Below are 19,294 nucleotides of genomic sequence, written 5' to 3' on the forward strand. Positions count from 1 at the left end.
TCTTGGTGGTACCAGATACAGTTCAAGGGGAGGACGTCATGCCATTCGTCAACATCCGCATCGTCAAGGAAGTGATCGCCGCCGATCCGGCAGGCAAGAAGGCTGATATCGCCAAAAAAGTCACGGCGGCCATCATGGACGCTACCGGGCTTAGCAATGACGATGTCTGGGTGGTTTTCGAAGAGGTCAACGCCCGCGACTGGTATGTCGGCAAGACCGATGTCGAGACGCTGCGGAAGGGGTAGCTCTTCCCTTGTCCCCTTGTGGGAGAAGGTGGATCGGCGCGCAGCGCCGAGACGGTTGAGGGGTGGGTGACAGATCGCCGTCTTTGCCAAGCTGGAACACCCCTCATCCGACCTCGCTTCGCGAGGCCACCTTCTCCCACAAGGGGCCTGTTGCGTAATTCGCTGGTTGTGATTCTCTGAGAGGGAGCTCGGAGGAATCGCGATGGCGGTGAAGCAGACTGGACAGTTGAGCTTGGCGGAGGCCTTTCTGGGCCACAAGCTGACGGGGGGTTCTTCGCCACTCGACCGTCTGTCGGGTCTGGTGAAGTGGTACCGGTTCGAGAAGCTGCTTAATGCGCTGCGCGATGGTGGACCGGGTCGAGCTGCCTGGCCGCCGCTGGTGTTGTTCAAGGCACTGTTGCTGCAATCGCTCTACGGACTGTCGGATCGCGAGTTAGAGGAAGCGCTGGGCGATCGGCTGTCGTTCCGGCGCTTTGCTGGGCTGGGGCTGGACGATACAATCCCCGACCACACGGTGCTGTCGCGTTTTCGCAATCTGCTTGTCAGCGAAGGGCTGATGGAGAAGCTGTTTGGCGAACTGGACCGGCAGTTGGAGAAGGCCGGCGTGATCCTGAAGCGCGGTACGATGCTGGATGCCACGCTGATTGATGCGGTCTCGACGCCGCCGACACCCGAGCGGCCGTCGCAGGATACGGACGCCCGCGTCACAGCACGCAAGGGCAAGAGCGGCCTTACCTTCGGCTACAAGGCTCATGTCGGGGTGGATGAAGGCTCTGGCCTGATCCGCACGGTGATCACGACACCGGCCAACGTCAACGACACGGTCGTGGCTGATCACTTGATCTGCGGTGATGAGAAGACGGTATGGGCAGACGCAGCCTATGACACCCATGCCCGCCGTGCTCGGCTCAGGGCGGCCGGCAAGAAGGTGCGCATTGCACGGCGCCCCAACAAGCATCATGCGCTGCCGCCGCGGCTCAAGCACTACAATCGCCTGATCGCCAGACGGCGAGCAGCGGTGGAGACCACCTTCGCCACGCTCAAGAACCGCATGAAGCTGACCACGATCCGCTACATCGGGTTGGCCAAGGCTGCTGGTCAGGTGACAATGGCGGCCATCGCTTTCAACATGCGCCGATGGGCCGCCATCACGGGATAGGTGCGTCCACAATCCGGCCAGCCAAGGCCGAACCGCCACCTCAAACATCGAAACCAGACCTCAACCCCTAAGAACCAGCAATAGCCCGCTGATCCTGTTCCCCCGCCGTTCCTCCCAGTAACTGCGCAACAGGCCCGCAAGGGGAGAAGGAAGAAGCGCGCCCTCAAATCACATTCAATTCCCGGAACGCCCGTCCTTCAGCCACGCGTTCGTACCCAAATGCCGAGCAATCGATCGTCCGGTACCCGCCATGCACCAAAAGCTCCGCCAACGCCTGGCCGACCGCCGGCGCCTGCTGCAGGCCGTGGCCGGAAAAACCGTTGGCGAAGATGAAATTGCCAACCTCGGGATGCGGACCGATCACCGCGTTCTGGTCGAGCGTGTTGTAGTCATAATGCCCGGCCCAGGCTCGGGTCGCCTTGATTGCCTCGAAGGCCGGAATGCGGGTCGCCAGCACCGGCCAGATCACCTCTTCGAACAGCGGCCAATCGACCTCGAAATCGGTGGGGTCGGCCGGGCCGTCGCCCTCTTCCGGCTCGGCGCCGCCGGTGAGGTAGACCGAGCCTTCCGGCCGGACATAGATGCCCGAGGGATCAACCAGCAGCGGCATGTCGGCATATTTCTCGCGCGCCTCGAAAACGAAGACGTTGCGCTTGCGCGGCTCTACCGGCAGCGCCAGCCCGGCAAGGGCGGCGACCTTGCCGGCATTCGGCCCGGCGGCGTTGACGACGATGCCGGCCTCCAAGGTCTGGCCATTGTCGAGGGAGACGCCGGTGACGCGGTCGCCGTCGCGCGCAATGCCGTTGACCGAGGCGGCGATGAAATCGATCTTCTTCTCGCGCAGCGCCTTGCGGAACAGCATCAGCATCGCATGCGCGTCGAACCAGCCTTCGCCCGTCCGGCCATAGGCGCCGGCGGAAATGCCTTCGCTCGACAGCCAGGCGAAACGCCGCGTCAGCTGCTCGGCGTCCTCGAGCACGATGTCGGCGCCCTCGGCGACCTGCGCATCGTGATTGGCCTTGAGGACCGGCAGGCCGTTCTCGCCGGCCAGGATCAGATAACCGCCCTCGCGAAAACCGATATCGGCGTCGGTGCCGAATGTCTCCTTCAGCCGCCGGAACAGTTTTAGCGTGAATTGCGACAGCCGGATGTTTTCCGGAATGGAGAATTGCTGGCGGATCGAGGCCATGGACAGCGTCGTTGCCGCGTGAGCGAATTGCGGATCGCGCTCGATCAGCGCGATCGAGCCGGAAAACCCCTCCTCGCGCAGATAGTAGGCGATCGAGGACCCGACGATGGCCCCGCCGATGATGACGATGTCGTAGCGCATTTTTTCTCCGATCCGGCCGGCGGCCTGTCTATGCCGCTGGCAGTGTGATCTCGAAGCGCGTGCCGTGCTCGCTGTCAACCAGCCGGATCGTACCATCATGCGCTTTCAGGAGGGCCAGCACGATGCCGAGGCCCATGCCGGTGCCGCCGCTTGCGCGCCGCGTGGTGAAGAACGGCTCGAAGATGCGCGCCCGGTTGCTCGGCGAAATGCCGGCGCCATCGTCGCCAACCAGCACCGTCGCCCTGCCGCCGGCTGTTGCGGCAGTGAGCGAAACCAGCGTCGCGCCGTGCCTGGCGGAATTGTCGATGAGGTTGGCAAGCACGATCGCCGCGTTCTCTGCCGAGATGCGCAAGGGCAGATCACCGCCCGCCTCGACACGGACCGCCAGCCTGGTGTCGACGGGCAGCAGCGCCAGCACAGCATTGATAGAGGTGCTTTCGCCGCTCGGTGCAAGGTTTTCGGCCTTCGCCAGATCGAGCAGCCGGCGCACCAGCAGATTGAGCCGCCCGGCATCGGTGACAATATTGTTGGAGAAGCGCCGCCGCTCGTCATCATCCATCGCGCTGCCTGAATCGCGCAGCAATTCGGCCGCGCCCTGGATCGCCGTCAGCGGCGATTTGAGCTCGTGCGAGACATGGGTGGCAAAGGTCTGGATCGAGTCCGACCGCGCCTGCAGTTTTTCGGCCATGTCGAGGAAGGCGGCGGACAGCTCGGCCATTTCGTAGGTGCCGTGATGGTCGAGCGGCCGGATCGCGTCGCGCTCGCCGGCGGCGATACGCTCTGTGCGGTCGATCAGCGCATAGATCGGCCGGCTGACGGTGCGCAGGAAGACCAGGCCGATGAGCAGCGTGCCGCCGAGAATAGCGATCGCCGCCAAGGTCACCTTGCCGCGCTCGCCATAGAGATGTTTTACGATGTTGTTGGGCGTCCGCGAGACATAGACCACGCCGGCGACCTTGCCATCGACGGCCGCCGGCAAGGCGACGAAGACACGCACCTTGGTGCCGCGGCTGACCGAATAGAGCGGTGGCGTCGGCTGGTCGGGAATGCGCAGCCGGAGCGCGCTGGCATAGCGGCCGGCAAGCGCGGTGCGCACCTCTTCGACCTCGGCAAGCGACTGCCCGACCTCGCCCCGCCCGGCAATGACGACGCCCCTGGGATCGAGCAGCCGGAAGCCGGCCAGCGTGGTTTTCTGCGTCGCGTCGAGTATGCCCGACAGGTGCGCGCCAATCGCTGCAAAGGCCGGATCGGTGTTAGCGGGCATGGCGGCCGGCCGGGTCGGCAGCACAGTGTCCGAAGCGAGGTCGAGGCGCGGCTCGAGCGGCCGGTACGGTCCGTCGGGATTGACGCTTCGGCTGGCGCCGCCATTGGGCTCCGGCATCGGCGCGCCGAGTTTTTCCGGGGAATGCCGGCGTCGCGCACGTCTTGCGCATAGATGGCGGCGATGGCCGCCCCTTGTGCGATCAGCTCCGCTTCGGTCTGGCGGATCAACTGGTTCTCGTAGAGGCGAAAGAAGAACAGGCCGACCAGCGGCAGCGCCATCACCAGGACCAGGATAGCGACGACGACCGTGGCAAGCCGAGGCCGCCATTTGCGGCCGATCCACTTGCTGGACGTCGTCAGCCGCATCGGCCAAGCCGGAAGCCGACGCCATGCACGGTCTCGATGGCATCCAGGCAGCCCACCGCCGCCAGCTTGGCGCGGATGTTGCGGATATGGCTGTCGACTGTGCGGTCGGCGACATGGATCTTGCCGGCATAGGCATTGGCCATCACCGCGTCGCGGTCGAGCACATGCATGGGCCGCGCCAGAAACCCTTTCAGGATCGAGAACTCGATCCCCGTCAGGGCGAGCGGCTTGCCGTCGAAGGTGGCCGCGTGACTGGCCGGCGCCAGAGTGAGCTTGCCATGCGAAAACTGCCTGTCGTCGGCCGGTTCCGGCGCCACCGGGCGGGCACGGCGCAGGATGACGTTGACGCGCGCGACCAACTCGCGCGGGCTGAACGGCTTCGTCACATAGTCGTCGCCGCCCATTTCGAGCCCGAGGATGCGGTCGATTTCGTCGTCACGCGCAGACAGGAACAGCACCGGCACATCGGATGTGTGCCTGAGCCGCCGGCAGACCTCCAGCCCGTCCATCTCCGGCATGCCTATGTCGAGCACGACCAAGTCCGGCGCCCGGCGCCCGATCTCCTGCAGGGCGGCCGCACCATCGGCCACCCCAAGCGTTTTCATGCCGGCCTTTTCCAGCGCGAAGCAGATCACTTCGCGGATATGCGGGTCATCGTCGGCGACGAGGATGTGATGCGGCATCGGTCAGCGGCCCGGCAAGGAAGGTTGCGAAGGCTGAGGAAGCACGAGCGACCCCTTGCTGTCGAGATAGGCACGCAGCCGCCAGTCGCGAAAGCTCCAGGCGCGCCAGTTCTGCCGGACGGTGCGATACCAGTCTTCGTCGCTGGCCCGCAATCCTTCAAGCTCGCGCGTAGCGCCCGCGGCAGCCGTCTTGTCCTGATGGTCAAAGAAACGATCGAGCGCCGGAAACGCACCCGGGCCGAGCGAGCGCAGATACCAGGCGTCGAGGGGAATGCCCTGGCCGGTCATTTCGAGGGAATGGTCGACATTGTAATTGGCGATCGTCGCTGCGAAGTTGATGAAACAGCAGGCATAAAGCGTCAGCGATAACGTCAGAAGATTGGCGGAGGACAGCCATTCATTGGATTTTCCAAGCGCGATGCGGGCGATGATCAGCGCAAGCCCTGCCGCCACCAGCCCCATCCAGACGAAAGCGGCGATGCGCCAGTAGGTCAGCGCATAGATGCCGACATAGAGATCGAGCCGCAGGATCGACGAGACGACCAGCATGATGTTCTGCGCCACCCAGGCATAGACCAGCCGACGGATGAGCGGATCCCCCGAGGTCTCGCTTCCCGGCCTGAGCGCTGCCAGGACAAAACCGGCGGCAAGCAGCGCGGTGACGATCAAGGGATAGGCGCCGCGATGCGCATAGGCGGCGTAGCTCAAGCCGTCGGGAAGGGCCACCCCGCCCCACAGATAGGTGGCGTCGAGCCCGGTCTGCAGCGCGAACAACGCGTTGAAGACGATCAAGGCGCGCAGGATGGCGGCCTTGCCGAACACGATGTCCTCGACGACGTGCTTTTGCGCATTGATCGCCGGTTGAGCAGCGGCAAGGGGGTTGTTTGGCCGGGAGACGCGTTTCGAAAACCGCGGCAGGCGTGGCCGCAGAAAGGCCCAGACGCCGGCGAGCACGAACAGCCAGAAGGCGATCCTTGCCAGCTGGATGAGATCGAGCAGTTTTAGAAGATCGATCAGCGACAGCCAGTATTCGATGACCGGATTGGCGGCGCCGAACAGCGCCAGGAAAACGGCGCCCAGCGTCAGCGGCATCGCCCAGACCGCGATCGCCGCCAGCCGCACGCGGCGCCGGCCGAAGCGTCGCGCCGTCTTGCGCCAGCGGATGAAATCTCTGATGAAGCGGAACGGCGCCGCGAGCCCGAACAGTGCGATCTGGCCGGCAATGCGCGCTAGGCTGTGCCGCAGCCGACCGCTCAGCGAAAGCGCGAAGACGATCAGCGCCGCAAGCGCGATCGACACCGACAGGACGCTGACATTTTCGGCAAGCGGCAGCAGCGCGACAAGCAGAGCGGCGGGCTTGAGCCAGACCTTGATGTCGCTGAAGGCTGTGGGGTGCATGGCGACGACCGCGGCGGCAATGAGGATGGCGAACAGGAAGACGGTGATGCCGGCGGGCTGGCCGTAGAACAGAAAATCCGCCAGCACGACCAGCAGCACGGCAACACCGAAGCGGCTGCAATAGCTTGGTGCCGCTGTGAAGAATGATGTCATGACCTGACCTTCCTGATCGGATTCCATCGCCGTGGCGGCGGGCTCTTGCGGGCAAAGGGAATGAGGATCGCCACAGGCTTCACGCGCGGCGGATCGACCAGCCACCAGCCTTCGCTGTGCAGACGCTGTGGCAAGGACCAACGGGGTCTTGCTCGCTTGTGCATGCCGCCTGTCTCGCAGGCCGGCAGGGAGGCAGCAGGGCGGATTGGAGGAGGTTTTCGGCAGGCGTGTGCAGTTTTCGTGCAGGACGTGCGCTTCAGGGCTGGGGCGCTGCCCCAGCCGGCTCCTTTCCTCTCCCTCCGGAGGGGGGGAGGTGGCTCGGCGAAGCCGAGACGGAGTGGGGGAACCACCTGGCAAGCGCCGCGAACGGATATTGAAAAGGGACCAAGGCGCAAGCCTCGCCTTGCGCCCAAGGGTCGACCCCCACTCCGTCGAGCTTCGCTCGACACCTCTCCCCCGATCGACGGGGGAGAGGAAGGGCCCCCGTCCGCAACTGCCGAGGAGGACGCCGAGCTTTTACCTCCCCCTTGTGGGGAGGTCGGACCGAAGGTCCGGGTGGGGGGTCCGGCGCCGCACCCCCACCCCGCTGCTTCGCAGCGACCCTCCCCACAAGGGGGAGGGTGGGCGCACAGCCGCAACGCTTGCCTCACCCGCCCACACGCGGCATAGATCGGTTATGACCGAACCCTACCGCCCGCGCCGCTCGGTGCTCTACGTCCCGGCCTCCAGCGACAAGGCGCTGGCCAAGATCGCGCAGCTGTCCTGCGATGCAATCATCATCGACCTCGAGGACGCCGTCGCGCCGGCCGACAAGATTGCCGCCCGCGAAAAGCTGCCTGCAATCTTCGCCAGCCGCCCGGCTGCCAACACTCTTGGCCACCGCTGCGAGATGGTGGTGCGCGTCAATGCGCTGGCCAGCGAATGGGGCGCCGACGACCTCTTGGCCGTGGCAAAAATCGAGCCCGACGGCATCCTGTTGTCCAAGGTCGCCACACCGCGCGATATCCTTGAAGTCGGCGACGTGCTCGACGACAATTTTGCCCCCGACAGTGTGAAATTATGGGCGATGATCGAGACGCCCAAGGCGCTGCTCAACATCGGCGCCATGGCCGAACTGGGCCGCGATCCGGCCTCACGGCTCAATTGTTTCGTGGCCGGAACGAATGATCTGGCCAAGGACACCGGTGTGCTGATGACGCCGGACCGGCGCTACCTCGTGCCATGGCTGATGCAGATGGTGCTGGCCGCGCGCGCCGGCGGCCTCGACATGCTCGACGGCGTCGCCAATGATTTTCGCGACCTCGACGCCTTTGCCCGTGAGTGCGCGGAAGGGGCGGCCATGGGTTTCGACGGCAAGACCCTCATCCATCCGGCCCAGATCGACGCGGCGAACCGCGCCTTCGCGCCGTCGCCGGCAGCGCTGACCGAGGCGCGGCTGATAAAGGACGCCTTTTCACGTTCCGACAATGCCGACAAAGGCGTGATTTCGTTGAACGGAAAAATGGTCGAGCGCCTGCACCTGGCGCAGGCCGAAAAACTGCTGGCGAAAGCGGCCGCCATCGGCGCATGATCCCGGCCAAAGCAATTCCAGGAAAAGTGCGTAGCGGTTTTCCGTCCGGAATTACGTAAAAAGAACGAGTTATTTACGACAGGACTTGAGACATGAAACTCTACCGCTTTCTGACCGCCCCGGACGACGCCAGCTTCTGCCACAAGGTGACGGCGGCGCTGAACAAGGGCTGGCACCTGTTCGGCTCGCCGACCTACGCCTATGACAAGAAAGCCAAGACCATGCGCTGCGGCCAGGCCGTGGTGAAGGATGTCGACGGCCAGGAATACGGGCCGGACACCAAGCTCAGCGACTGGTAGGGAGAGCCGCCGGGGCCCTTCTCTCTTCGGGCGTTTCCGCCAATCGCCAAGGCATGGGTCGGTCGACGCAAGCGTCGCTTCAAAAAGTCCGCTTCACCGGCCTAATTGAACACCGCCTCGTAAAGCCGGCCGGCCGCGTCGGCGGCGACCGGCACGATGAAGATGTCGTGCACCCCGCTCTTGCCGGCGAAGCGATAGGTCGCCTGCGGCAGCGGCGTTTCGCCCGGGCCCCGGAACATCAGCGAAAAGCCGCCACCCGAACGCGGGCTGGCGGCGATCGGGGTGACCGCGCTCAGTTCCAGCGAGACCGGCCTACCGCCGGCCTCGACGGTGAACTCTTGACCCTGTTCGAAATCCGTTACCGACGCCATGCCATTCAGCCTCAATCCGCTTGCTGGAGCGGTTCAGTGTTTGACGCCGCCCCGCTCCAACCTTTATTTCCCGCAATCTCGCCGCTTCGCGGCAGGCTGTCCATAGGCCCGTCAGCCTATCCGAGCGCTGGGCGAGACAATTCGCCGGGGCAAACCGCAAAATACCGCGGCGGTCGTGCTTTTATGCGTGCCGCGGACACTGTAGTACTTTGTTCCAGCGTCGGAGTCTTGGCCCAGCCAAGATCAGCGCAACAAGAGCAGATGCCAGTCTTGGGGTCTGATGCGGAGGAACCGGCCTGATCGGCTGGCGGGAGAAGGGACGGGACCATGACTGACAACGAGGCAATGACGCAAGCAGCGCCGGCGGACGCCATGCCGCTGTTCTATTCCAAACCCGAAGCGCTCAATCCGGTGCGGCACGGCTCGCTGGGCCTGACGGCGCGCAGCGACTTTGCCTTCGCACGCACCGCGCATGCCATTCCGGTGGTGGCGTCGGAAATGCCGGCGGCGATGCGCTCCTACCCGATCGTCTTCATCGGCCCCGGCAAGGCGCCTGTCATCATCACCGGCGTGCGCCAGGGCGAGAACCTGTTCGTCGACGCCGATGGCCGGTGGACCGCGCCGCACTACGTCCCCGCCTATGTCCGCCGCTATCCCTTCATCCTTGCCGAGGACCCGACCACATCGGGCCGACTGACGCTGTGCGTGGACCGGTCAAGCGAGCGCGTCATCGACCAGCTCATGGCACCCTTCCGCGAAGACAAGATCGCGCCGTTCTTCAGCGGCAACGAGCCGACCGAAGCGACCAAGCAGGCGCTCGCCTTCTGCAACCAGTTCCAGATCGACTTCAGGGCCACCCGCGAAATGATCGACAAGATCGACGCGCATGGCCTGTTCGCGCCGCGCCAGAGCAAGGTGACGCTGGAAGGCGGCGAGGTGCTCAACCTCACCGATTTCCAGGTGATCGACGAGCCGGCCTTCAACAAACTGAGCGACGAGGCCTTCCTCGACCTGAGAAAATCCGGCGCGCTCGGCCTGCTCTACTGCCACCTCGCCTCGACCAACAGCTGGACATCGCTGGTGCACCAGGCGTCGCTGCGCAAGGCGGGGTAAGCGGCCGGCGGCGGGGTGATGTCGCGTCGGAAGCGGTGATTTCGCAAGGCTCAAGCAGCGAAGAAGCACTGCCGTCTTGCCGGACCCTGCGGCTTGCTATGCACTCGAGGCTCCCAGGGATCGCGATCCGCAAATGCCCTCACTCAAGCAACTTGTCAGAAAATCGATTTATGCACTGAGTTCGCGTTTCGCGATCAGCAGGCTAGAACGCATTGTTCGTGAGATTGAAGATGTGAAAGTGGAAGCGCTTTCGCATGGCACTTTTCTCGAAACGAAAATCCGTCAGATTGGCCTGCGCCATGACCGGCGTGGAATCTATGGAGACGATGTCAGTGACATGAACTTCCATGCGCCCGGTTTGTGGCAGATTCCGAGGCAACTGGCGGAAGCCATGGTGCTGTTGGCCAGCCAACGGATCGTCAGCTTTCTTGAGGTGGGAACTTGCGACGGCTTCACATTTTCCTTCATGGCAGCATGTCTGTCGAGACTCAATCCTGGCCTGAAAGCGACGACGATCGATATCGCTCCCTCTCTTCCGGCTTGCTCGCGCATCGCCTTCAAGACACCCGTCAAGTTTCTAAGCGGCAAGACGTCGGACGCGTTCGCCGAAGACGTATTTGATCTCGTTCTTATCGATGGAAATCACTCCTACGAATGGGTTGCCCGCGACTACCAAAATGTGGGCCGGCAGGCGCGCCTCTGCATGTTTCACGATATAAACGATCGACTTTGCGGTGACGATACCGTCCCGAAATTCTGGAGGGAGCTAAAGATCGAGGAGTCGGGACGCGCCGATTTCCATGAATTTTTGCATCACTCCAGTTCCGACAGAGTCATGGGTATCGGCATTCGGATCAAACGCTGAGCGATGGTGTCAGGTGGCTGGGGGCGATCAAGATTGCGGCCGCCAAAGCAAAACGGCCGCCTAAGGCGACCGTTTTCGATGCTTGATTTCCCTGGAGGAAATTGGAGCGGGTGAAGCGATTCGAACGCTCGACCCCAACCTTGGCAAGGTTGTGCTCTACCCCTGAGCTACACCCGCTCACACGGCGTCTTGGCCGCAAGCCGGGCCTATATGGCTGAAGAGCGCGGCGATTGCAACAGGGAAATCGCAGGCTTTTTGCAACACGCCAAACGATGCCGGCAAACCGCCCGCGCCGCGCGGATTTTGCCACGCCGCTGCGCGACGGCCTTGTGTCGGCCACCGCATTGGCCGTAAACGGCAAGGCAGGAAAACGACGAAGAAGCAGATCGATGCCGAAGACCGAAGCCGAACTTTTTGCCTTTCTCGCCGAACTCGGCATCACCGTTTCGACGAAACGCCACCCGCCGCTCTATACGGTTGCCGATTCGCAGGCGCTGCGCGGGGAAATTGCCGGCGGGCACACGAAAAACCTGTTCCTGAAGGACAAGAAGGACAATTTCTTCCTGGTCACCGTCGGCGAGGACGCGGTCGTCGACCTCAAGCAGATCCACCAGCTGATCGGCGCCGCCAGCCGGGTTTCCTTCGGCAAGCCGGAGATGCTGATGGAGCTTTTGGGCGTGTCGCCGGGCGCCGTCACCGTCTTCGGCGTCATTAACGACACGGCAAAAAGGGTCAAGCTGGTGCTCGACGAGGATTTGATGGCGCATGCCGTCATCAATGGCCATCCGCTGACCAATGAGGCGACGACATCGATCGCGGCCGCCGATCTCATCAGATTCGTCGAGGCAACCGGGCACGATGCTGCTATCTTGAAAGTCTCGGCATGATCGCCACATGCATGGCGAAACCGACTTCCAATGACATGGCGCCGACCCGCGGGCCGGCGGCGCGACCGAAAGGGTGACGAGATGAGCGACAACAAGCCGTTTGGCGGGTCATTCGGCAGCAGTGGCGGCCAATATGCCACCACCGTTCAGTATGGCGGAACCGCCCCCGCGCCAGCGAAGGTCTCGCTTGGCGATGCGCCTGCCGCGCCTCCCGCCGGCGATGTCATCAAGGACACCACGACCGCAGCCTTCGCCGCCGACGTCATCCAGGAATCGCGGCGCCAGCCGGTGCTGGTGGATTTCTGGGCGCCCTGGTGCGGGCCTTGCAAGCAACTGACGCCGCAGCTGGAAAAGGCGGTCCGGGCCGCCGGCGGCAAGGTCAAGCTGGTCAAGATGAACATCGACGATCACCCTTCGATCGCCGGCCAGCTCGGCATCCAGTCCATTCCCGCGGTCATCGCCTTCAAGGACGGCCAGCCGGTGGATGGCTTCATGGGCGCCATCCCCGAGAGCCAGATCGCCGAATTCATCACCAAGGTCGGCGGCAAGGGCAATGGCGCCCCGGCCGTGGCCGAGGCGCTGGCGGCGGCGACTGAGGCGCGCGACGCCGGCGACATGCAGACCGCCGCCGACATTTTTGACGCCATCCTGGCGCAGGCGCCGGAGACGATCGAGGCGATCGCCGGACTGGGCGAACTGCTGTTCGAGGCCGGCGACACGCAAGGCGCCGAAGCTTTGCTGGCAACGGCGCCCGAGGCCAAGAAGGATGCGCCGGTGCTGGCCGCCTTGCGCGCCAAGATGACACTTGCCGCGCAGGCGGCGGAACTGGGCAATCCGGCCGAGTTCGAGCGCCGGCTGGCGGAAAACCCCAAGGACCACCAGGCGCGTTTCGACCTGGCCATGATCCAGAATGCCAGGGGCGAGCGCACGGCCGCCGCCGACAATCTGCTGGCCATCATCAAGGCCGACCGCGCCTGGAACGAGGATGGCGCCAGGACGCAATTGCTGCAGTTTTTCGAAGCCTGGGGCATGACCGACGAGGCGACGCTGGCCGCGCGGCGCAAATTGTCGGCGCTGCTGTTTTCCTGAGCCGGCGGCTGTTTCGTCGCATGGGCTTGGCGGCGGCGGCGGCCGCGCCAGATTAGGAAGCTGACTTCGGCCAAGCCGACGATCCCGGCGGCGGGCGGCGGAAGAAGTCGATCGGAGGAATGTGGTGCAAGCGGGAAACGCGCATTACCGGCTGGCCAAGGATCTGCCGTCGACGATCCCGATCTTTCCGCTCGAGGGCGCGCTTTTGCTGCCGGGCGGCCGCATGCCGCTCAATATCTTCGAGCCACGCTATCTGCAGATGGTGGACGAGGCGGTCGCCGGTTCGCGGCTGATCGGCATCATCCAGCCCCGTCTCGACGGCGCGCTGCGCGAGGATGGCGAGCCGGAGCTCTGCAATGTCGGCTGCGCCGGCCGCATCATCGCCTTTTCCGAAACCGGCGACGGCCGTTACCTCATTTCGCTGCAGGGCGTGTTCCGGTTCCGCATCGCCCATGAACTGACGGTCAAGACGCCGTTTCGCCAGGTGAAGCCGGCGCCCTTCCTCGCCGATCTCGATGACGATCCGGCGGCGAACGAGATCGACCGGCCGGCATTGCTGAAGGCGTTTCGCGCCTATCTGCAGGCCAATGATCTCGAGGCCGACTGGGAAAGCGTCAGCCGCGCCGAAAATGCCATGCTGGTCAATGCCCTGTCGATGATGGCGCCCTATGGGCCGGCCGAGAAGCAGGCGCTGCTCGAAGCCGCCGACTTGAAGACGCGGGCCGAAACGCTGATCGCCATCACCGAAATGGCGCTGGCGCGCGAGAATGAGGATTTCGGTTCGAGCTTACAGTAAGATGTGCCGATAGTTGATCAAAAGAGGGCAGCGATGGCGGCGGACGAACGGGACGGAAGGAGAGCCAATGTCGACCCGAAGCTGCTGGAGCTGCTGGCCTGCCCGCTGACCAAGGGGCCGCTGGCCTGGGATCCGGAGCGCGGTGAACTGATCTCGCGGGTCGCCAAGCTGGCTTATCCGGTGCGCGACGGCATTCCGATCATGCTGCCTTCGGAGGCGCGGACGCTGTCGGCGGAGGATGTGCTGGCGCCGCCGAGGCTGAGTGGGCCGGCCTGAACTGGATAGCCATCCATCGTTTGTTCTCCCAAGAAAGAGCCGCGAAGCAGTTGGGCGTTGAAGTTTGAGAGGCTGGCGGGACAGCGCCCCCTCTGCCCTACCGGGCATCTCCCCCACGAGGGGGAGATCGGCAGCTTCGCCGTCCAGCCCGCCTTTCAACGTTGGAGATTGGCGAAAGCCGGGATGTCAGCCAATCTCCCCCCTTGTGGGGGAGATGTCCGGCAGGACAGAGGGGGGCGCGAAGGATCACAGCGTTTCTTCAGATGACGAAGGTAGGGGCCGCGCCTACTGAAAATTGCGCCCCTTGGGCATGACCTGTTCCGCCTCTTCCGACAGCGTTGCGAGATCCTGGCCGGCTGGCGCGTTGCGTGGTCGGGCATCTCGATCCGGAGGCTCCGCCCTGGTGGCCGGGGGTTCGGCGCCCGGCGCTCCAGCCCCGCTGACCTTTTCCAGGAGCACGGTCAGCCAGGGTGTCAGATCCTCGATCTTCTCCGCGACGATATGGATCACATCCGATTCCGACTGCAATTTCCCGGTCACCTTGACGAACCGCGCGCCCATGACGATGGGGCGGAAGCGGGTAAAGGTCCGTTCCCAGAAGATAACATTGGCGACGGCCTTGTCGTCTTCCAGCGTGAGAAAGATCGCGTTGCCCTTGCCGGGGCGCTGCCGCACCAGCACGAGGCCGGCGACGGAAACGCGCCTGCCGTCGCGCACCGATGGCAGGTTGGCATTGGGCGTGACGCCGGCGCGGTCGAGCCGCTCGCGCAGGAAGGCCACGGGGTGCGCCTTCAGCGACAGGCCGAGCGAGCGGTAGTCGTGGATGACATGCTCGCCGAGCGGCATTGTCGGCAGCTTCGTCTCGGGCTCCAGCTCGCGCAGGCGCAGCGCCGGCTGGTCGAACAGCGGCAGCTTTTCGGCGGCACTCTTGGCGCCCAGCGCGCGCACTTCCCAAAGCGCGGCACGGCGGTCGAGGCCGATCGAGCGAAAGGCATCGGCCTGCGCCAGCCGCTCGATCTCGTCGACATCGAGACCGGAGCGCAGCCAGACGTCACGGACGGTCGAGTAGCCTGAACCCCGCCGCTTTACGAAATCCTCCATCCGTTCCTTGGACAGACCCTTGATCTGCCGGAAGCCGAGCCGCAGCGCATGGTTTGTCTCGATGACACCGCGCATATCGGCATGGCGGGGCAGGATGCGGGCCGGATCGAAAGGCGCTTTTTCCAAAGTGCAGTCCCAGACGGAGTAATTGACGTCGACGTCGCGGATGTCGACGCCATGGTCGCGCGCGTCGCGCACCAGTTGCGCCGGCTGGTAAAAACCCATCGGCTGCGAATTCAGGATCGCGGCGCAGAACACGTCGGGATAGAAGGTCTTGAACCAGCACGAGGCATAGACGAGCAAGGCAAAGGAGGCGGCGTGGCTTTCGGGAAAGCCATATTCGCCAAAACCCTCGATCTGCTTGAAGCAGCGCTCGGCGAAGTCCCTGGTGTAGCCCTTGCCGACCATGCCATTGATCATTCGGTCGCGGTAATTGCCGATGGTGCCGGTGCGCTTGAAGGTGGCCATGGCGCGGCGCAGTTCGTCGGCTTCACCCGGTTTGAAGCCGCCGGCGACGATAGCGATCTTCATTGCTTGTTCCTGGAACAGCGGCACGCCAAGCGTCCTGCCGAGGATGTCTTTCAATTCCGCCTTCTGATATTCGGCCTTCTCCTTGCCTTGTCGACGGCGCAGATAGGGATGCACCATGTCGCCCTGGATCGGCCCAGGCCGGACGATCGCAACCTCGATGACAAGGTCATAAAAATCGCGCGGCTGAAGCCGCGGCAGCATCGACATCTGCGCGCGAGACTCGATCTGGAAGACGCCGAGCGTATCGGCGCGGCAGATCATGTCGTAGACGCGCCTGTCTTCCGGCGGCAAGGTGGCCAGCACATAGGGTTGGCCATAGGGATCCCGGGCTTTTGGATAATGGTCCGTAAGCAGAGTGAAGGCGCGCTGGAGGCAGGTCAGCATGCCGAGCGCCAGCACATCCACCTTTAGGATCTTCACCGCGTCGAGATCGTCCTTGTCCCATTCGACCATCTTGCGCGCGTCCATCGCCGTCTTGACGATGGGCACGATCTCGTCGAGCCGGTCCCTGGTGATGACGAAGCCGCCGACATGCTGGGAGAGGTGACGGGGAAAGCCCATGATCTCGTTGGCCCGTTCCATCACATGCCGCGATGTCGGGTCGCTCCGGTCGAGGCCGCCGGCGCGGGCTTCCTTCTCGCCGAGTTCCGAGGTCGACCAGCCCCAGATCGAGCCGGACAGGGACGCCCGGACATCCTCCGACAGGCCCATCGCCTTGGACACTTCGCGCAACGCCGAGCGGCCGCGATAGCTGATGACGGCGGCGGCAAGCGCCGTGCGTTTGGAACTGTACTTCGTATAGATGTACTGCATCACCTCTTCGCGCCGCTCATGCTCGAAGTCGACGTCGATGTCAGGCGGCTCGTTCCTCTCCTCGGAAATGAAGCGCTCGAACAGCGTGTCGATCTTGTCCGGTCCCACCTCGGTGATGCCGATGCAGAAACAGATGATCGAATTGGCGGCCGACCCTCGGCCCTGGCAGAGGATGTTCTGGCCGCGGGCGAATTTGATGATGTCGTAGACAGTCAGGAAGTAGCGCGCGTAATTCAGCCGCTCGATCAGGGCGAGCTCTTCCTGGATGCGTTTTATGACGCTGGCCGGGACACCGCCCGGGAAGCGCCTCACCGCACCTTCCCGCGCCAGCCTCTCCAGCTCGGCCTGCGGCCCGAGGCCCGATTCCGTCGGCTCGTCGGGGTAATTGTACTGAAGGTCGCTGAGCGAGAAGGTCAGCTCTTCGGCGAAACGCAAGGTCTCGGCCAGAGCCTGCGGATGCCTGCGGAACAGGCGGGCCATTTCCAGCGGCGGTTTTAGATGGCGTTCGGCATTGGCGGTGAGTTCCAGCCCGACCTCGGCAACGGGTGTGTTGAGGCGGATCGCGGTCAGCACGTCCTGCAGCGGCCGCCGTTCGGCCGTGTGGTAGAGCACATCGTTGGTCGCCATCAGCGGGATGCCGGTGCTCTGGGCAAACGCCGCCGCCTGCTCGATCCGGAAGCGGTCATTGCCCGCATAACAGGGCGAGACGCCAAGCCGCAGGGCCCTGCCGAAGCGGTCCTTGAGCTGGCGGAGCAAAGCGAGACTGTCTTCAGCGCCAGCCGCCAGATCGGGCAGCACCGCCAGCGACATCAGGTCTCCCCATTCGAGCAGGTCGCTGCGCTGGAGAAGGGTGGCGCCCTTTTCGTTTTCGTCGCGCAGATTGGCTTGGGTGAGCATGCGGCACAGATGCCCCCAGCCGGCGCGGTTCCTGGGATAGGCGAGAATATCCGGCGTGCCGTCGCCAAAAACCAGCCGGCAGCCGGGGTGATAGGCGAGTTTTTCGACCTTGGCCTGCTGCCAGGCGCGCACCACGCCGGCCACCGTGTTGCGGTCGGCAAGGCCGATCGCCGAGAAACCCAAGAGCTTGGCCGCGACCACCAGCTCCTCCGGCTTGGAGGCACCGCGCAGGAAGGAGAAATTCGACTGGATGCCGAACTCGGCATAGGGAATGACGGTCAGCGCGTTCATGCGAAGACCCCGTGCATGAACCAGCGCGGCGCAGCTTGCGAGCCGCCGTAAAGCCCTTGCCGGTAGAGCCAGTAGCGGCGGCCGTCGGCATCCTCGATGCGGAAATAGTCGCGCGTCGATGCCGCCGCGTCGCCTGGCACTTCCTGCCACCATTCGGCGGCGATGCGTTCCGGCCCCTCGGCACGGGTGACCCGGTAGAGCGCGCGCCGCCAGCGGAAATTGAGCGGCGGCCCCTCCGGCATTTCGGTGGCCGGCACCTCGATCGGCTCGGGCGCACGGAACAGCCGGATCGGGCGTTCCGGCGGAAAGATGGTTGTGGGCGCCTGCACCCTGTCCGGTCTCTTCGGCGGCGTGGTCCGGCGCGGCGCTTCGCTGAAGGGGACGATGGCGACGGCACGTTCCGGCAGATGGCTTTCCACCGTGACCGGCTGCAGCACGGCGCCTTCGCCGAGCCGGGCGCGGATGCGGTCGGCGAACAGCGCGATGTCGGCGCCGTCATCGGTCACCTCGCCGGTCAGATCGGCCTGCGCCATGTCGAAAGCGGCGGCGGCCAGCACCGAAAGCCGCACCAGATCAAAGCCATAGCCGGCATCGATGTCCTGCTCGAGCGCCGCCAGCCTTTCATGGAACAGCTTTTGGATCAGCCTGGGATCGCGCATCGGCCGCGAGGTGCCGAGCGCGATGCGGCTGACAGCGCCATCGACACGGAAAAGCAGCAGCGCCAGCGTCCGGGCGCCCTCGCCGCGGCGCTCGAGATCGCCCTTCAAGGTCGTCGCCAGCAGGCCGACCAGCCGCTCGATGTCCTCGGTGAGCGTGACGGGTTCGGCGAGATGCCGTTCGACCGAAAGCGGCGCGACGGGAAGGCGCGGCGACACCGCCTCGTCGAGACGGCCAAGCGCCTGGTCGAGACGCAACAGCAAAGTGGCGCCGAAGCGGCGGGCAAGCGGCGCGCGCGGTGCCGCCATGACGGCGCCCGCCGTGCGCAGGCCGACACTTTCCAGGCTGGCGCGGGTTTCCGGCGCGATGCGCAATGCCGCGAGCGGCAGAGGCGCCAGCAGGGCTTCCTCCTCGCCGCCATCGACGATGCGGTCGCCGCAAAAGTGGGCCGCCGCCCAGGCCGCCCCCGGTGTTGGGGCAAGGCCGGCGCGAACATCGAAACCCTGATGGAAGAAGCGCGACAGGATGTCGTCCAGCATGGCGCGCTCGCCGCCGAACAGATGGGTGCAGCCGGTGACGTCGAGAAACAGGCCGTCCGCCCCGTCCAGCGCTACCAGCGGGGTGTAGCGGTCGCACCAGTCGGCAAGGCCTTCGAGCAGGCGCCGGTCTGCTTCCGGATCGGCCTCGACAATGTCGATCGACGGATGCATGGCGCGCGCATCGGCGATGCCCATGTCGCGTTTCAGGTGCAGCGCCTCAGCCCGCTCGTCGAGGGCTGAGATGCGCTGGGCGTTGCCCTGGCGGTGGCTGATCACCAGTGGTGGGTGAGATGGCGCCGGATGATCCGAGGGCCGGGAACGCCACGACCGCCCCAGACGCTGCCGCAGGATCCTTTCGGCCGCCAGATAGGGAAACCACAGGGACAGGATTCTTTGTCCGGTGTCTTTCCTCGCCCCTTCTTTCGTCGAATACGCGTTCATCGGGGTTCCACTCCAGTGTGAATTGTCCAGGCAGGGCCGTGCGGCTCTTGCCGATGCTGATGGTGAAGGCGGGGCGGCCGATCGAACCGGCGAGCGGCCCGGCGACCGTGGCGCGCGGCACCGCCGGCGCCGACGCGACGATGAGGCGGACGGGCGCCGCC

At 64.6% G+C, this 19,294-nt stretch carries 16 protein-coding genes, 1 tRNA gene and 1 pseudogene; 10 read left to right on the top strand and 8 right to left on the bottom strand.

Features of this window, described 5'->3' with window-relative positions; translation table 11 throughout:
• Positions 1-38 precede the first annotated feature (38 nt).
• Together HB778_RS13860 and HB778_RS13865 are read left to right on the top strand one after the other, a co-directional pair.
• Positions 39-245, top strand: coding sequence for a tautomerase family protein (locus HB778_RS13860; protein ID WP_013528835.1), 207 nt, complete (start codon positions 39-41; stop codon positions 243-245).
• 202 nt (positions 246-447) lie between these two features.
• Complete coding sequence (locus tag HB778_RS13865) at positions 448-1,404, top strand: IS5 family transposase (RefSeq protein ID WP_183458334.1); 957 nt, start codon at positions 448-450, stop codon at positions 1,402-1,404.
• A 163-nt stretch (positions 1,405-1,567) separates the two neighbouring features.
• Here HB778_RS13865 and HB778_RS13870 read toward each other — a convergent pair whose 3' ends face one another.
• From HB778_RS13870 to HB778_RS13885, 4 genes and pseudogenes are all read right to left on the bottom strand, one after another.
• Positions 1,568-2,734, bottom strand: coding sequence for an NAD(P)/FAD-dependent oxidoreductase (locus HB778_RS13870; RefSeq protein ID WP_183464389.1), 1,167 nt, complete (start codon positions 2,732-2,734; stop codon positions 1,568-1,570).
• A 28-nt stretch (positions 2,735-2,762) separates the two neighbouring features.
• Positions 2,763-4,363: pseudogene (locus tag HB778_RS13875) on the bottom strand (ATP-binding protein).
• Positions 4,354-5,046 carry a response regulator transcription factor gene (locus tag HB778_RS13880; protein ID WP_183464390.1) on the bottom strand — a complete coding sequence of 231 codons (693 nt, stop codon included), beginning with the start codon at positions 5,044-5,046 and terminating at the stop codon, positions 4,354-4,356. Before HB778_RS13880 ends, HB778_RS13875 begins: the two are co-directional and overlap by 10 nt.
• A gap of 3 nt (positions 5,047-5,049) precedes the next feature.
• Positions 5,050-6,597: a DUF4153 domain-containing protein gene (locus HB778_RS13885; protein WP_183464391.1), complete on the bottom strand. Its 1,548-nt coding sequence runs from the start codon at positions 6,595-6,597 to the stop codon at positions 5,050-5,052.
• Between the two features lie 676 nt (positions 6,598-7,273).
• Between HB778_RS13885 and HB778_RS13890 the strand changes: the two genes are divergently transcribed.
• Both HB778_RS13890 and HB778_RS13895 read left to right on the top strand, forming a co-directional pair.
• A complete protein-coding gene (locus HB778_RS13890) occupies positions 7,274-8,167 on the top strand; it encodes an HpcH/HpaI aldolase/citrate lyase family protein (protein WP_183464392.1) in 894 nt (297 codons plus the stop codon).
• A 92-nt stretch (positions 8,168-8,259) separates the two neighbouring features.
• Positions 8,260-8,466 (top strand): DUF1737 domain-containing protein, encoded by a 207-nt coding sequence (locus tag HB778_RS13895; protein WP_027145959.1) that lies wholly within the window; start codon positions 8,260-8,262, stop codon positions 8,464-8,466.
• 101 nt (positions 8,467-8,567) lie between these two features.
• Here HB778_RS13895 and HB778_RS13900 read toward each other — a convergent pair whose 3' ends face one another.
• Entirely contained in the window at positions 8,568-8,837 is a 270-nt protein-coding gene (locus HB778_RS13900) for a DUF6916 family protein (RefSeq protein ID WP_183464393.1), read from the bottom strand.
• Positions 8,838-9,164: 327 nt separating this feature from the next.
• On the opposite strand from HB778_RS13900, the gene HB778_RS13905 reads away from it, so the two are divergent.
• Both HB778_RS13905 and HB778_RS13910 read left to right on the top strand, forming a co-directional pair.
• Entirely contained in the window at positions 9,165-9,950 is a 786-nt protein-coding gene (locus HB778_RS13905) for a SapC family protein (protein ID WP_183464394.1), read from the top strand.
• Between the two features lie 133 nt (positions 9,951-10,083).
• Positions 10,084-10,815, top strand: coding sequence for a class I SAM-dependent methyltransferase (locus tag HB778_RS13910; protein ID WP_183464395.1), 732 nt, complete (start codon positions 10,084-10,086; stop codon positions 10,813-10,815).
• 102 nt (positions 10,816-10,917) lie between these two features.
• Here the strand turns inward: HB778_RS13910 and HB778_RS13915 are convergent.
• Positions 10,918-10,992, bottom strand: a tRNA-Gly gene (locus HB778_RS13915).
• Positions 10,993-11,204: 212 nt separating this feature from the next.
• On the opposite strand from HB778_RS13915, the gene HB778_RS13920 reads away from it, so the two are divergent.
• From HB778_RS13920 to HB778_RS13935, 4 genes are all read left to right on the top strand, one after another.
• A complete protein-coding gene (locus HB778_RS13920) occupies positions 11,205-11,702 on the top strand; it encodes a prolyl-tRNA synthetase associated domain-containing protein (RefSeq protein WP_183464396.1) in 498 nt (165 codons plus the stop codon).
• An 81-nt stretch (positions 11,703-11,783) separates the two neighbouring features.
• Entirely contained in the window at positions 11,784-12,791 is a 1,008-nt protein-coding gene (gene trxA, locus HB778_RS13925; RefSeq protein WP_183464397.1) for a thioredoxin, read from the top strand.
• Between the two features lie 124 nt (positions 12,792-12,915).
• Positions 12,916-13,587 carry an LON peptidase substrate-binding domain-containing protein gene (locus HB778_RS13930; RefSeq protein WP_183464398.1) on the top strand — a complete coding sequence of 224 codons (672 nt, stop codon included), beginning with the start codon at positions 12,916-12,918 and terminating at the stop codon, positions 13,585-13,587.
• A 33-nt stretch (positions 13,588-13,620) separates the two neighbouring features.
• Positions 13,621-13,863, top strand: a complete 243-nt coding sequence (locus HB778_RS13935) for a Trm112 family protein (protein ID WP_183464399.1) — start codon at positions 13,621-13,623, stop codon at positions 13,861-13,863.
• Positions 13,864-14,148: 285 nt separating this feature from the next.
• Here HB778_RS13935 and HB778_RS13940 read toward each other — a convergent pair whose 3' ends face one another.
• Complete coding sequence (locus tag HB778_RS13940; protein ID WP_183464400.1) at positions 14,149-17,496, bottom strand: error-prone DNA polymerase; 3,348 nt, start codon at positions 17,494-17,496, stop codon at positions 14,149-14,151.
• Entirely contained in the window at positions 17,493-19,133 is a 1,641-nt protein-coding gene (locus HB778_RS13945) for a DUF6504 family protein (protein WP_183464401.1), read from the bottom strand. Before HB778_RS13945 ends, HB778_RS13940 begins: the two co-directional genes overlap by 4 nt.
• Between the last annotated feature and the right edge of the window lie 161 nt (positions 19,134-19,294).

This window comes from Mesorhizobium huakuii, from assembly GCF_014189455.1.
GTDB lineage: Bacteria > Pseudomonadota > Alphaproteobacteria > Rhizobiales > Rhizobiaceae > Mesorhizobium > Mesorhizobium huakuii_A.

What these genes read in the sequence shown, in the direction of transcription:
- HB778_RS13895 (WP_027145959.1), top strand. Translation starts at nt 8,260, where the DNA reads ATGAAACTCTACCGCTTTCTGACCGCCCCGGACGACGCCAGCTTCTGC.
- HB778_RS13900 (WP_183464393.1), bottom strand. Translation starts at nt 8,837, where the DNA reads ATGGCGTCGGTAACGGATTTCGAACAGGGTCAAGAGTTCACCGTCGAG.
- trxA (WP_183464397.1), top strand. Translation starts at nt 11,784, where the DNA reads ATGAGCGACAACAAGCCGTTTGGCGGGTCATTCGGCAGCAGTGGCGGC.
- HB778_RS13920 (WP_183464396.1), top strand. Translation starts at nt 11,205, where the DNA reads ATGCCGAAGACCGAAGCCGAACTTTTTGCCTTTCTCGCCGAACTCGGC.
- HB778_RS13945 (WP_183464401.1), bottom strand. Translation starts at nt 19,133, where the DNA reads ATGAACGCGTATTCGACGAAAGAAGGGGCGAGGAAAGACACCGGACAA.
- HB778_RS13865 (WP_183458334.1), top strand. Translation starts at nt 448, where the DNA reads ATGGCGGTGAAGCAGACTGGACAGTTGAGCTTGGCGGAGGCCTTTCTG.
- HB778_RS13870 (WP_183464389.1), bottom strand. Translation starts at nt 2,734, where the DNA reads ATGCGCTACGACATCGTCATCATCGGCGGGGCCATCGTCGGGTCCTCG.
- HB778_RS13940 (WP_183464400.1), bottom strand. Translation starts at nt 17,496, where the DNA reads ATGAACGCGCTGACCGTCATTCCCTATGCCGAGTTCGGCATCCAGTCG.
- HB778_RS13935 (WP_183464399.1), top strand. Translation starts at nt 13,621, where the DNA reads ATGGCGGCGGACGAACGGGACGGAAGGAGAGCCAATGTCGACCCGAAG.
- HB778_RS13890 (WP_183464392.1), top strand. Translation starts at nt 7,274, where the DNA reads ATGACCGAACCCTACCGCCCGCGCCGCTCGGTGCTCTACGTCCCGGCC.
- HB778_RS13880 (WP_183464390.1), bottom strand. Translation starts at nt 5,046, where the DNA reads ATGCCGCATCACATCCTCGTCGCCGACGATGACCCGCATATCCGCGAA.
- HB778_RS13910 (WP_183464395.1), top strand. Translation starts at nt 10,084, where the DNA reads ATGCCCTCACTCAAGCAACTTGTCAGAAAATCGATTTATGCACTGAGT.
- HB778_RS13905 (WP_183464394.1), top strand. Translation starts at nt 9,165, where the DNA reads ATGACTGACAACGAGGCAATGACGCAAGCAGCGCCGGCGGACGCCATG.
- HB778_RS13885 (WP_183464391.1), bottom strand. Translation starts at nt 6,597, where the DNA reads ATGACATCATTCTTCACAGCGGCACCAAGCTATTGCAGCCGCTTCGGT.
- HB778_RS13860 (WP_013528835.1), top strand. Translation starts at nt 39, where the DNA reads ATGCCATTCGTCAACATCCGCATCGTCAAGGAAGTGATCGCCGCCGAT.